12 protein-coding genes and 1 pseudogene are annotated in these 12,202 nt (G+C 67.7%); 11 read left to right on the top strand and 2 right to left on the bottom strand.

Going from position 1 to position 12,202, the window contains the following annotated elements:
• Positions 1–13: 13 nt before the first annotated feature.
• From kdpB to F1735_RS02935, 9 genes are all read left to right on the top strand, one after another.
• Positions 14–2,113, top strand: a complete 2,100-nt coding sequence (gene kdpB / locus F1735_RS02975; protein ID WP_167235539.1) for a potassium-transporting ATPase subunit KdpB — start codon at positions 14–16, stop codon at positions 2,111–2,113.
• Positions 2,114–2,125: 12 nt separating this feature from the next.
• Entirely contained in the window at positions 2,126–2,704 is a 579-nt protein-coding gene (gene kdpC / locus F1735_RS02970) for a potassium-transporting ATPase subunit KdpC (RefSeq protein ID WP_167235538.1), read from the top strand.
• Positions 2,705–2,724: 20 nt separating this feature from the next.
• The gene (locus F1735_RS02965; RefSeq protein ID WP_167235537.1) at positions 2,725–5,427 is read left to right on the top strand and encodes a DUF4118 domain-containing protein; all 2,703 of its coding nucleotides are present in this window, start codon (positions 2,725–2,727) and stop codon (positions 5,425–5,427) included.
• On the top strand, positions 5,420–6,118 hold the full coding sequence (gene kdpE, locus F1735_RS02960; RefSeq protein ID WP_167235536.1) for a two-component system response regulator KdpE: 699 nt from the start codon (positions 5,420–5,422) through the stop codon (positions 6,116–6,118). Before F1735_RS02965 ends, kdpE begins: the two co-directional genes overlap by 8 nt.
• Before the next feature lies 1 nt (position 6,119).
• The gene (locus F1735_RS02955; RefSeq protein WP_167235535.1) at positions 6,120–7,589 is read left to right on the top strand and encodes a sigma 54-interacting transcriptional regulator; all 1,470 of its coding nucleotides are present in this window, start codon (positions 6,120–6,122) and stop codon (positions 7,587–7,589) included.
• A gap of 175 nt (positions 7,590–7,764) precedes the next feature.
• On the top strand, positions 7,765–8,118 hold the full coding sequence (locus tag F1735_RS02950; RefSeq protein ID WP_167235534.1) for a hypothetical protein: 354 nt from the start codon (positions 7,765–7,767) through the stop codon (positions 8,116–8,118).
• Entirely contained in the window at positions 8,091–8,447 is a 357-nt protein-coding gene (locus F1735_RS02945) for a hypothetical protein (RefSeq protein WP_167235533.1), read from the top strand. The genes F1735_RS02950 and F1735_RS02945 overlap by 28 nt, the downstream gene beginning before the upstream one ends.
• A 424-nt stretch (positions 8,448–8,871) precedes the next feature.
• Positions 8,872–10,509 (top strand): methyl-accepting chemotaxis protein, encoded by a 1,638-nt coding sequence (locus F1735_RS02940; protein ID WP_167235532.1) that lies wholly within the window; start codon positions 8,872–8,874, stop codon positions 10,507–10,509.
• Between the two features lie 63 nt (positions 10,510–10,572).
• Positions 10,573–10,926: a hypothetical protein gene (locus F1735_RS02935; protein WP_167235531.1), complete on the top strand. Its 354-nt coding sequence runs from the start codon at positions 10,573–10,575 to the stop codon at positions 10,924–10,926.
• Here the strand turns inward: F1735_RS02935 and F1735_RS36305 are convergent.
• The gene (locus F1735_RS36305; RefSeq protein WP_229505602.1) at positions 10,923–11,348 is read right to left on the bottom strand and encodes a sensor histidine kinase; all 426 of its coding nucleotides are present in this window, start codon (positions 11,346–11,348) and stop codon (positions 10,923–10,925) included. The genes F1735_RS02935 and F1735_RS36305 overlap by 4 nt on opposite strands.
• Positions 11,349–11,352: 4 nt before the next feature.
• On the opposite strand from F1735_RS36305, the gene F1735_RS36300 reads away from it, so the two are divergent.
• Together F1735_RS36300 and F1735_RS36295 are read left to right on the top strand one after the other, a co-directional pair.
• Complete coding sequence (locus F1735_RS36300; protein ID WP_229505601.1) at positions 11,353–11,568, top strand: LytR/AlgR family response regulator transcription factor; 216 nt, start codon at positions 11,353–11,355, stop codon at positions 11,566–11,568.
• Positions 11,569–11,582: 14 nt separating this feature from the next.
• Positions 11,583–11,773, top strand: a pseudogene (locus tag F1735_RS36295) (LytTR family transcriptional regulator DNA-binding domain-containing protein); the annotation flags it as partial.
• Positions 11,774–11,933: 160 nt separating this feature from the next.
• Here F1735_RS36295 and F1735_RS02925 read toward each other — a convergent pair.
• A complete protein-coding gene (locus tag F1735_RS02925) occupies positions 11,934–12,194 on the bottom strand; it encodes a hypothetical protein (protein WP_167235530.1) in 261 nt (86 codons plus the stop codon).
• Positions 12,195–12,202 lie beyond the last annotated feature (8 nt).

Here is a 12,202-nt window from a genome sequence, read left to right as displayed (position 1 = left end):
TGCGGAGCATATGATGTCGCAAGCACTTCCGCTGCCACCGGCAGCGACCACCCGCAAGACTCTCACGCTGTTCGATTCGGCGCTGATTGGCCCCGCTATCGTCGACGCCGTCATGAAGCTGGGACCGCGCACGCAACTGCGCAGCCCCGTCATGTTCGTCGTCTACGTCGGCAGCATTCTTACCACCCTGATGTACTTCCAGGCCGTCGCCGGCAAGGGCGACGCCGACAGCGGCTTCATCCTGGCCATTTCCGTCTGGCTGTGGTTCACCGTGCTGTTCGCGAACTTCGCCGAAGCGCTGGCCGAAGGGCGCAGCAAGGCGCAGGCAGCGTCCCTGCGCGGGCTCAAGCAAAGCGTCAGCGCCAAGCAGTTGGCCACGCCCAAATACGGCACCACCTGGTTGCCCATTCCCGGCGCCGATCTGCGCAAGGGCAATACCATCCTGGTCGAAGCGGGCGATGTGATTCCCATCGACGGTGAAGTCATCGAGGGCGTGGCCTCGGTCGACGAGAGCGCCATCACGGGCGAATCGGCGCCGGTCATCCGCGAGTCGGGCGGCGACTTTTCGGCCGTCACCGGCGGCACCCGCGTGCTGTCGGACTGGCTGGTAGTGCGCGTCTCGGTCAATCCCGGCGAGACCTTTTTGGACCGCATGATCTCGATGGTCGAAGGCGCCAAGCGCCAGAAGACGCCCAACGAAATCGCGCTCACCATCTTGCTGGTGGCCTTGACCATCGTGTTTTTGGTGGTGACCGCGACCCTGCTGCCGTTTTCGCTGTTCGGCGTGGCGGCGGCCGGTGCGGGTAAACCAGTCAGCGTCACGGTGCTGATCGCATTGCTGGTGTGCCTGATCCCGACCACCATCGGCGCGCTGCTCTCGTCGATCGGCGTGGCCGGCATGAGCCGCATGATGGGCGCCAACGTCATCGCCACCTCGGGCCGCGCGGTGGAAGCGGCCGGCGACGTCGATGTGCTGTTGCTGGACAAAACCGGCACCATCACGCTCGGCAACCGCCAGGCCGCCGGCTTCTTCCCGGCGCCGGGCGTGAGCGAGCAGGAACTGGCCGACGTGGCGCAACTGGCCTCGCTGGCCGACGAAACCCCGGAAGGACGCTCGATCGTGGTGCTGGCCAAGCAGCGCTTCAACATCCGCGAGCGCGACATGGCCAGCCTGCGGGCCAGCTTCATCGCGTTCAGCGCCAACACGCGCATGAGCGGCGTGGATATCGGCGCGCGCCAGGTGCGCAAGGGCGCGGCCGATTCGGTGAAAAAGCATGTGGAGGCGCTCGGGCTGGCGTATCCGCTTGACGTGGCGCGCGCGGTCGACGATGTATCGCGCCGTGGCAGCACGCCGCTGGTGGTGGTCGATGACGGCCGCGTCATGGGCGTGGTGGAGTTGAAGGATATCGTCAAGGGCGGCATCCGCGAGCGCTTTGCGCAGCTGCGCCGGATGGGCATCAAGACGGTGATGATCACCGGCGACAACAGGCTCACCGCCGCCGCGATTGCCGCCGAAGCGGGAGTGGACGACTTCCTGGCCGAGGCCACGCCCGAAGACAAGCTCAAACTGATTCGCAGCTACCAGGCCGAGGGCCGGCTGGTGGCGATGACCGGCGACGGCACCAACGATGCGCCGGCGCTGGCCCAGGCCGATGTGGCGGTGGCCATGAACTCGGGCACGCAGGCGGCCAAGGAGGCGGGCAATATGGTCGACCTGGATTCGAATCCGACCAAGCTCCTGGAGATCGTCGAAATCGGCAAGCAGATGCTGATGACGCGCGGCTCGCTCACCACGTTCTCGATCGCCAACGACATCGCCAAGTATTTCGCCATCATTCCGGCCGCCTTTGTGGGCACTTACCCGCAGCTCAAAAGCCTGGATGTGATGCGCCTGACCAGCCCCGATTCGGCCATCATGTCGGCCGTGATTTTCAATGCGCTCATTATCGTGGTGCTCATTCCCCTGGCGCTCAAGGGCGTGAAGTACCGGGCGATCGGCGCGGCGGCCCTGCTGCGCCGGAACATCCTCATTTACGGTGGGGGCGGCATTGTGCTGCCGTTCATCGGCATCAAGCTGATCGACATGCTGCTGTCGGCGCTTCACCTGGTCTAGAAAGGACACGTCATGCAAACCACTTTTCGCCCCGCCATCATGCTCTTTGGCGCACTGACCCTGGCCGTGGGCGTGCTCTATCCCCTGGCGGTGACCGGGATCGGATATGTCGCTTTTCCGGACCAGGTGCGCGGCAGTTTAGTCACGCGCGACGGCAAGACGGTCGGTTCAAGCCTGATCGGGCAGTCGTTTTCGGCGCCGGGGTATTTTTGGGGCCGGCCGTCGGCGACCGGGCCGATGGCCAACAATGCGGGCGCCAGTTCGGGCTCGAACCTGGGGCCGCTCAATCCGGCGCTGGTGGAGGCGGTCAAGGGCAGGGTGGCCGCGCTGCGGGCGCTTGACCCGGGCAATACGGCCCTGGTGCCGGTGGACCTGGTGACGGCATCGGCCAGCGGGCTCGATCCGGAGATCAGCCTGGCGGCGGCGCAGTATCAGGCGGGCCGGGTGGCGCTCGCGCGCAAGGTCCCGCGCGAGCGGGTCGAGGCGATCATCAAGGAAAAGGCGATCACGCCGGTGCTGGGCGTGTTCGGCGAGGCGCGGGTGAATGTGCTGGCGTTGAACCTTGCGCTCGATGCGGCGTATACTCGGTAACATTCGTAACAAAGGCGGCCATGTCCCCAACCGACTCCCAACGCCCTGACCCCGATGCCCTGCTGGCCCAGGTCCAGACCGAGGAACGCAAGGCGGCGCGCGGCAAGCTGCGCATCTACTTCGGCGCCTCGGCCGGCGTCGGCAAAACCTATGCCATGCTGGCCGCCGCCCGCAAGCTGCACGCCGACGGCCTCGCTGTGCTGGTCGGCGTGCTCGAAACCCACGGCCGCGCCGACACCGCCGCCCTGCTCGACGGCCTTGACCGCCTCGAACCAGGCACGCTGTCCCACCGTGGCAAGACCCTGCACGAATTCGACCTCGATCGCGCCCTGGCCGCCGCCCCGTCCCTGATCCTGGTCGACGAACTGGCCCACTCCAACGCCCCCGGCTCGCGCCACCCCAAGCGCTGGCAGGATGTGGAGGAGCTGCTGGCGGCCGGCATCGACGTCTTCACCACCGTCAACGTGCAGCACCTGGACAGCCTGAACGACGTGGTCGGCGGCATCACCGGCGTGCGCGTGGCCGAAACCGTGCCCGACACCGTGTTCGACCGCGCCGACGAAGTGGTGCTGGTCGACCTGCCGGCCGACGAACTGCTGGCGCGCCTGCGCAGCGGCAAGGTGTATCAGCCGGAACAAGCCGAACGCGCCTCGAAAAACTTCTTCCGCAAAGGGAACCTGATCGCCCTGCGCGAGCTGGCCCTGCGCCGCACCGCCGACCGGGTCGAGGACGACGTGCGCGCCTACCGCATCGAAAAGTCGATCGACACGGTCTGGAAGACCGGCGGCGCGCTGCTGGCCTGCGTGGGGCCGCGCGCCGATGCCGAGCATGTGGTGCGCAGCACTGCGCGCCTGGCCGGCCAGCTGGGCGCCGACTGGCACGCTGTGTACGTCGAAACGCCGGCCCTGCAACGCAAGCCGGCGGCGCAGCGCGAACTGACCCTGAAAACGCTGCGCCTGGCGCAGGAGCTGGGCGCCACCACGGCGGTGCTGGCCGGGCGCGACATCGCCGCGGCCATTGTCGACTATGCGCGCGAGCACAATATGTCGAAGCTGGTGCTGGCGCGCGCGCATACCGCGTGGCCGTGGCGGCAGCCGCACCACGCCCGTATCGCCAGCCTGGCGCCCGACATCGACCAGGTCGAAGTCGGCGCCGGCAAGCCGCGCGAGGCCGCGCCCGCCGCCGAGACCAACACCGTCACGCTGGCCATCGACAGCGGCAAGCGCCGCGCCGAAGCCTACGCCTGGTCGGGTGCGGCCAGCCTGGCTGCCGCGCTGCTGCTCTCGCCCCTGGTCGGCTACGTCGACCTGGCCAACATCGCCATGCTGTTCCTGCTGGTGGTGTTGCTGGTGGCGGTGCGCTTCGGACGCGGGCCGTCGGTGCTGTCCACTTGCCTGTGCATCGCCTGCTTCGATTTTTTCTTCGTCCCGCCACGCTTCGACTTCGCTGTCTCGGACCTCGAATATTTGATCACCTTCGGCGTGATGCTGGCGGTGGGCCTGATCACCGGCCACCTGACGGCCGGCCTGCGCTTCCAGGCGCGCGTGGCGGCGCATCGCGAGCGCCGTTCGCGCGCGCTGTACGAATTCGCGCGCGAGCTCTCCGGCGCGCTCCAGACCGGGCAGATTGTCGACACCACCAGGGACGCCATCGCCCGCACCTTCCGCGCCAGCGCCACCTTGCTGGTGCCGGACGCCGACGGCCGCCTGCAAGCCGTGCCAGGCGCCAGCGCCGACCTGGGCGTGGCCCAATGGGCGTTCGACCATGCGCAAAGCGCGGGCCTGGGCACCGGCACCTTGCCGGCCAGTCCCCTGTTCTACCTGCCGCTGGTGGCCCCGATGCGCACGCGCGGCGTGCTGGCCATCGCACCCGAGCAGCAGCGCTGGATGCTCATACCCGAGCAGCGCCAGCAGCTCGACACCTTCGCCGCGCTGGCCGCCATCGCGCTCGAACGGGTGCATTACATCGAGGTGGCGCAGGACGCGCTGGTGAACATGGAATCCGAACGCCTGCGCAATTCGCTGCTGGCGGCGCTCTCGCACGACCTGCGCACGCCACTGACCCTGCTGGTCGGCCTGTCGGAATCGCTGGCCGCCTCCACGCCCGCGCTGACCGCGCCGCAGCGCGAAATGGCCGGCATCCTGCACGAGGAAGCGCTGCGCATGAGCGCCCTGGTGAGCAACCTGCTGGAGATGGCGCGCATCCAGAGCGGCCAGGTCACCTTCAACATGCAGTGGCAGCCGCTCGAAGAAGTGGTCGGCAGCGCATTGCGCGCCTGCGCCGCGCCGCTGCGCGCGCATATCGTGCGCACCGAACTGGCGCCCGATTTGCCGCTGGTGCGCTTCGACGCGGTGCTGATCGAACGGGTCCTGTACAACCTGCTGGAGAACGCGGCCAAGTACACGCCGCCCGGTTCGACCATCGTGGTTGCCGGCGCGCGCCTTGGCGCGTCGCTGCAAATGACGGTGCGCGATAACGGCCCTGGTTTTCCGGCCGGCCGCGCCGAGACCCTGTTCGACAAGTTCGCGCGCGGCGAGCGCGAGTCGGCCAAACCGGGCGTCGGCCTGGGGCTGGCGATCTGTCGCGCGATCATCGAGGCACATGGCGGTAAAATCGAGGCTGGCGCGTCGCCCACCGGCGGCGCCTCGCTTGTGTTTACATTGCCGCTCGGGACTCCACCTCCCGGCCCCGAACCAGAAAGCCTTGACTTGCCCGATGACTGATCCCGCCCCCACCGCCCTGCTGGTCGAAGACGAGCCGCAGATTCGCCGCTTCGTGCGCGCCGCGCTCGAAGACGAGGGCTGGGTGGTGTTCGAAGCGGCCACCATGGAGCGCGGCCTGATCGACGCCGGTACCCGCACGCCGGACCTGGTGGTGCTCGACCTGGGCCTGCCCGACGGCGACGGCATCGCCTTCATCGCCGACCTGCGCACCTGGTCGTCGGTGCCGGTGATCGTGCTGTCGGCGCGGGTGGGCGAGGCCGACAAGATCCGCGCGCTCGACGCCGGCGCCGACGATTACCTGACCAAGCCGTTCGGCGTGGGCGAGCTGCAGGCGCGCGTGCGCGCCACCTTGCGCCGCCAGCGCAAGGCGGGCGCCGCTCCGGCCGCGCTGGTGCGCTTCGGCGACGTCAGCGTGGACTTGCAGGCGCGCCGCATCAGCAAGGGCGGCCGGCACGTGCATCTGACCCCGACCGAATTTCGCCTGCTGTCGGTGATCGTGGCCAATGCCGGGCGCGTGGTCACCAATCCGCAGCTGCTGCGCGAGGTGTGGGGCCCGTCGCACGCCGAGGATGGCCACTACCTGCGCATCTACATGGGCCACCTGCGCCACAAGCTCGAAGACGATCCGGCGCAGCCGCGCTACCTGCTGACCGAAACCGGCGTCGGCTACCGCCTGCTGGCGCAGGACTGACATGCACGCACCCTTTTCCCTGCTCGACGCCGAAAACACCCTGGCCTCGCCGGTCCCGCTGCCGTCCGGGCGCGCCGCGCAAATGCTGGCGCTGACCATCCTGTGGCATCCCGAGCGCGAGCGCATCGGCGAGCAGTTCATCGCGCCCAGGGCGCCGAACAACGTTGCCGACATCGCGGTGAACCGCTTCGCGCCGCTGTTCGGCGCCCTGGCCGGCGAGCGCGCGCCGCTCGATCACCGCCGCATCGCGCGCGATTCGCTGCGCCTGCGCCGCCATCGCGACGATGGCGTGAGCCTGCTGCTGCCGCAAAGCCGCATGCGGGTGGAGCTGAACGGCGCCATGCTGGCCGCGCCCGAAACGCGCTGCACGCCCGAGCAGGTCGATGCCGGCCTGGTGATCGGCCTCGGTGGCGTGGTGCTGCTGTGCGTACACTGGATGGACCGCCTGCCGCAGCCAAGCGCCATCGCATCGGTGCGCGGGGTCAGCAGCGCCGCGATCCGCGTGCGTGAGCTGATCCGCCAGGTGGCCGGGACCGAGCTGCCGGTGCTGCTGCTCGGTGAAGCGGGCAGCGGCAAGGAACTGGCCGCGCAGGCGATCCACCAGGCCAGCGCGCGCTGCCGCAGCCCGATGGTGGCGGTGAACATGGCGACCGCCGGCCAGTTGCAGGCGGAGTCCGACCTGTTCGGCGCCGGCACGGGGGCATTTGCGCAGGCCGGCGACGGCGTCGTGTTTCTCGATAAAGTAGGCTTTGCGCCGCCGGTGGTGCAGGCAATGCTGCGGCGCGTGCTGCAAACGGGCGAGTACCGCCCGTCCGGCGCGCGCCTCAAGGAGGCGGCCAGGGCGCGCCTGATCGGGGCCAGCGACCATGACCTGCACGACGGCAGCTTCAACCAGGCCTTGCTGCGCCGCCTGGAAGCGCTGGTGGTGCATCTGCCGCCGCTGCGCGCGCGGCGCTGCGACATCGGCGTGCTGGCGCTGCACTTCATGCAGGCCTGGAGCGCGCGCACCGGCAGCGCGCCCGAGCTGCCGGCCGCGTTCATGAGCCAGCTGTGCAACTACGACTGGCCCGGCAATGTGCGCCAGCTCGGCAGCGTGGTGCAGCGCGCCATGAGCGCCGCGCAGGCCGGCCAGGCGCCCGATTTCGACGCCCTGGCGCCGGGCGCGGCCAGCCGGCCGGCGCGCACCCGGCCGGCCAAGCTGGGGCCACAGGCGGTGCTCGACGCGCTCGAGGCGAACGGCTGGCTGATCCGCAATGCGGCGCTGGCGCTGGGCGTGTCGCGCCCGTCGATGTACAAGCTGATGGAGGCGCATCCGGCGATCCGCCAGGTCGGCCAGATTGCGCCGGCCGAGATCGACGCGGCGTTGGCCACCCACGGCGGCGACGCCGGGCGCTGCGCCGCCGCGCTCAAGACCCCGAGCGAAGCGCTGCGGCGCTACCTGCGCGCTCGCGCCACCGGCAAGGCGTCGTGAAGCGGGCACGCCGGCCGGCCTCGGACGACCTGAGCTTCGGCGCCATGTGCTTGGCACGGGGCTGGAAGTGGCGCTGCCGCTGAACGACGATGTTGCCAAAGCCGGCCAGGAGCAGGATCGCGCCATGCCGCTGGCGTAAAATGGGGCTTCCTGTCATTACAATGAAACCATTGTCATGCGTAAACTCCCACTCTTTTCCGCCCTCGTCCTGGCCACCGCCTGCCTGACCTCGTCCGCGCAAGCACTCGATAAAGATAGCTTGCCCGGCAATTACTTCCTGAAAGGCGTCATGGAAGTTGGTTCCGAGATATGGCTCGGCAAAAATGGAAAATTCCAGTACATGCTCGCCTATGGCAACCTCGACCAGGGAACCGAGGGCGTGTGGGAAATCAAGAACGAGCGCGTGGTATTGACGTCGGTACCGGGGCCGATGCTGTTTCGCCTGGAGAAAGAAGCCGACTTCAAGCCAGAGAAGAGCCGCAGGCCGGCACCTGGGTCGCAGTGGTCCGCGCAGACGATTTTTATGTGAAGGATGTCGAGCTCAGATTCGAAGCCCAGTCGGGCAAGAGCGCAACGGTGAGCGGCACCGATCCCAAAAACGGGCAGGCGATCGTGACGATGCCGGCCGGCGAGGTCTGGTCCCGTACCGGCCTGCGTCGCCGTGGCAGCCAGGATGCGTGGCAATGGGTGGCGGTGCCTCCCGAGCGCGCCAGCGCCCGCATTGCCGGTTTTCGGTTGACCAATCCGATTTCGGCCATGACCGCCTTCAAATCAATGGAATTGACCGCTGGCAACGATGGCTTGATTCCCGATGAGGCATCGGGCTTGTCGCAGGGCGTCTATAAAAAAGCGCAGTAAGACCGGTGCGCCGTCGGCGTCAGTGAAGGTGTCGTTCTGAGGACGTGTGCCCGTCATGTAAAATATCGTTCCTGTAGCCAAAATGAAAAGATTGCCATGTCCGAGACCCCTGAACTGCCAAGCTCCGTTGCGGGCGCCGACAATTCCGCGCCCGCCATGAGCATGGCGCAGGCGGCGTTGCGGACGAACGATGGACGGATGTGCTTGTGAATGGCGTTATTAGACCTTTTCGGTGTTTCCGCGCGATGTAGGGGAAGTGCCCGAGATCGCGGTGAACGTGTCCAAAGCGGCACTGGAAACAATCCGGCACAAATCCATGTCGAGACAATGTTTTTTTGATCACTTTAATTTCCAAGAAGTAATTGCCATGTCATAGTCCGCGTGCATGATGTCCGTGCAAATTCGCATGTTGTGTGAGACATCCATGAAGATTCCCCATTTTTCCACCGGCACCCGCGTGGTCGGCTCGTTTTCCCTGGTGCTGCTGATCATGGCCGGCATGACCGGCGCCTCGCTGTGGCGCCAGCAGGCGGCCGAACAGGCAATGACGAGCCTGGTGGATGTGCACCTGGCCAGGCAGCAGGCGCTGTCGGAGCAACTGGCGACGGCGCGCCTGAACGGCGCGCGCACCTCGGCCATTGCGCGCAGCGACAGCCTGGAAGTGGCCGACTATTTCCAGGCCCAGCTCGACGCCGGCGAGAAGGCGCTGCTGCAAACCGAACAGCGCCTGGCCGCGCTCGCGCCCGGGCTGGAGGAGCGCCAGCTGTGGCAGAGCGTGGTGCAGCGCAAGCAAGCGTACGCGGCGGTGCGCGGCGAGGTATTCCGGCTCAAGGAAATCGGGCGCACGCAAGATGTCGCCACCCTGGCCGAGACCACGCTCGAATCGACCTTCAACGCCTATGTGGCGGCGATGGACGCGGCCTTGCGGCACCAGAGCGCGCAGTCGCAGGCGCTGGCGGCGGCCTCGGCGGTTCAGTTCCGCCACAGCCGCAAGCTGCTGGTCGGGCTCGGGCTGGCCGCGCTGGCCGTGGCGGCCCTGCTGTCGTGGATGCTCACGCGCGGCATCGTCACGCCCCTGAAGCGCGCGGTGGGGCTGGCCGAGCGCGTGGCGCAAGGCGACCTGCGCATGGCGATCGAGCACGCGCGCGCCGATGAAATCGGCCAGCTGTTTACCGCCCTGTCCGATATGTCGGCGCGGCTGGCCAGCACGGTCGGCAAGGTGCATGAGGGCGCGCTGGCGATCGACCTGGCGTCGCGCGAGATTGCGGAAGGCAATTTCGAATTGTCGGGGCGCACCGAGCAGCAGGCGGCCGCGCTGGAAGAAACCGCCTCGTCGATGGAAACGCTGACCGAGGCCGTGCGCCAGAACAGCGCCAACGCGCGCCTGGCCAATGAACTGGCCGAGTCGGCGTCGAGCGTGGCGCGCGAGGGCAGCCGGGTGGTGGCGCAAGTCATGCACACGATGACGCACATCAACGACTTCGGCAAGAAAATCGCCGACATCACCAGCGTGATCGACGCCATCGCGTTCCAGACCAATATCCTGGCGCTCAACGCGGCGGTGGAGGCGGCGCGCGCGGGCGAGCAGGGCCGGGGCTTTGCGGTGGTGGCGGCGGAAGTGCGCAGCCTGGCGCAGCGTTCGGCGGCGGCGGCGCGCGATATCCATGCCTTGCTGGGCAATTCGTCGGCCAAGATCGCCAACGGCAGCGCGCTGGCGCAAGCGGCGGGCGCCACCATGGACGAGATCATGCTGCGGGTGCAGAAGGTGACCACGATCATGGGCGCGATCAGCGTGGCCACCAGCGGGCAGGAGCACAGCATCGGCCAGGTCGGCAGCGCGATCCGGGCGCTGGACGGGGTGACCCAGCAGAACGCCAGCCTGGTGGACGAGGCGGCGGCGGCGTCCGGCGCGATGCGGGGCCAGGCACGCGAGCTGGCGCGCATGGTGGCGTATTTCCAGACCGGCCACGACCGACCGCAACGGCAAGAGCGATATCTTCGCCATTTGGAGGGGATACCTGTAACAATGTCCCCGGCCTGGCAAGCGCGGGATGCTGCGTGAAGCGGGGCACCGGTATGATTGCGCAACGGGAATGCTGTCCGTGCGCCCACCAAGAAAAGGTCCATGAAAATCTTGATAGTGCCAACGTTCCTTGCACTGTGCGCTCTCCAAACGATGTCAGGCTGTGGGGAGCGTGCGCGTCCGCTTGAACATCAACAAAGAACGGCGACGGTAGCAAAGCAATCCGCACAAGCCATTGGCACAGCGAGAATGCTGGATGATCGCTCCATTGTATTGAATTTACGAGCTGAAACGGAAGGGAGTGTCGGTCATGCCCGATTCAACTATCAGCCTGGCGATCCGATGCATGTAAAGATACTTGAGCATGTCAGGGGACTCAAGCCTGGGGAGGAGAAAAGTGTTCCTCCCTTTCCCGAACAATCGGGTGCTGCGGGGCTCGAAGCACAGGTGCGCTAAGCCGGTTGCGGCCACGCCGGCCGGAATGGCATGCTCATCGTCGCGCGCATTCCTTGCGCCAGCGGTGCGATGAGCAGCGCGGCGCGTTCGCCGAAACCGGTTTCCAGGTGCGCCCGGATATTGATCAGCGGCACGCCGTTGCCGGCGCTGCGGCGCGCGTGCCCGAGGCCAAGGCCGAGGCCGACGCCATCGTCGTCCACCACGATCTTGAGCACGCCATGGCGCACCACTGCGCTGATGCGCACGCGCCCGCCTTCCAGCCTGGGGCCGACGCCGTGCTGCACGGCGTTTTCGACCAGCGGCTGCAACAGCAGGGGCGGCATCAGCGCCTGGCGCGCGGCCTCGCTGGCGTCAATGGAAGACGCCAGCCGGCTGCCCATCCGGATCTGCATTAACAGCAGGTAGTTGCGGGCCGTTTCCATCCAGATGCCGGGGCCGACCGGACTGGAGGTGGCGCAGGGCATCGAAGGACCGACCAGGGTGGTCTTCGTGACCGCCTACGACAGCCATGCGGTCGAGGCCGTCGAGCACGCCGCGCTCGATTATGTGCTCAAGCCGGTCAAGATGGCGCTTGCTGGCGCTTGCTGGCGCTTGCCGCGCAGCCGCGCCTGCGCTATATCCGGGCCGGGCAAGGCGAGCTGACGTTCCAGGTCGCGGTGGAGAACGTGCTGTTCTTCCACACCGACGACAAATATACGGTGGTGACCACGGCGGCCGGCGAACACCTGATCCGCACCCCGCTCACCGAGCTGGCGGCGCAGCTGTACCGGAGCAGTTCTGGCAGATGCACCGTTCCACCCTGATCAACCTGGCGTTTTTGGACGGCACCCGGCGTGACGAGGGCGCCCGCCTGTTCGTGCGCATGCGCGGTTGCCAGCGCGAACTGCCGGTCAGCCGCGCCTTCGTACACCTGTCCGGGCGATGTAGTTCAGACGCTGTCTTTCACGCCTTTGGCAAAGGGGATAGACGGGCGTGTGACGCCGCCAGGCCCAGGCGCGGTGACCGGCTCAACGAAGCCAGGCAAACAGGCCGGCGGCGGCGCAGCCCACCACGCTGGCGCCGACCACGACCTGCAGCACCCGCCCCGCCGGTTCGGCCGCCGCTGGCGGCACGCCGGCGCCGGTGGCGGGCGCAGGCGCCTCGGCGGCGACCACCACCACCGCCAGTGGTTCGGGGCGCAGCGGGGCCAGGTGCTCGGCGCCGGACGGGCTGGCAAGCACGCCGCCCAGGTCGTGCTGCAAGTAGGTTTCAGTGCTGTTGGTGGACATGGGACGGT

It is taken from the genome of Massilia genomosp. 1 (assembly GCF_011682185.1).
GTDB classification, from domain to species: Bacteria; Pseudomonadota; Gammaproteobacteria; order Burkholderiales; family Burkholderiaceae_D; genus Telluria_A; species Telluria_A rubra.
This window is presented reverse-complemented; position numbering and strand designations above follow the sequence as displayed.

Coding starts and splice junctions, on each gene's coding strand:
- F1735_RS02940 (WP_167235532.1), top strand. CDS start 8,872: ATGAAGATTCCCCATTTTTCCACCGGCACCCGCGTGGTCGGCTCGTTT.
- F1735_RS02965 (WP_167235537.1), top strand. CDS start 2,725: ATGTCCCCAACCGACTCCCAACGCCCTGACCCCGATGCCCTGCTGGCC.
- F1735_RS02955 (WP_167235535.1), top strand. CDS start 6,120: ATGCACGCACCCTTTTCCCTGCTCGACGCCGAAAACACCCTGGCCTCG.
- F1735_RS02950 (WP_167235534.1), top strand. CDS start 7,765: ATGCGTAAACTCCCACTCTTTTCCGCCCTCGTCCTGGCCACCGCCTGC.
- kdpC (WP_167235538.1), top strand. CDS start 2,126: ATGCAAACCACTTTTCGCCCCGCCATCATGCTCTTTGGCGCACTGACC.
- F1735_RS36300 (WP_229505601.1), top strand. CDS start 11,353: ATGCCGGGGCCGACCGGACTGGAGGTGGCGCAGGGCATCGAAGGACCG.
- F1735_RS02935 (WP_167235531.1), top strand. CDS start 10,573: ATGAAAATCTTGATAGTGCCAACGTTCCTTGCACTGTGCGCTCTCCAA.
- kdpB (WP_167235539.1), top strand. CDS start 14: ATGTCGCAAGCACTTCCGCTGCCACCGGCAGCGACCACCCGCAAGACT.
- kdpE (WP_167235536.1), top strand. CDS start 5,420: ATGACTGATCCCGCCCCCACCGCCCTGCTGGTCGAAGACGAGCCGCAG.
- F1735_RS36305 (WP_229505602.1), bottom strand. CDS start 11,348: ATGGAAACGGCCCGCAACTACCTGCTGTTAATGCAGATCCGGATGGGC.
- F1735_RS02925 (WP_167235530.1), bottom strand. CDS start 12,194: ATGTCCACCAACAGCACTGAAACCTACTTGCAGCACGACCTGGGCGGC.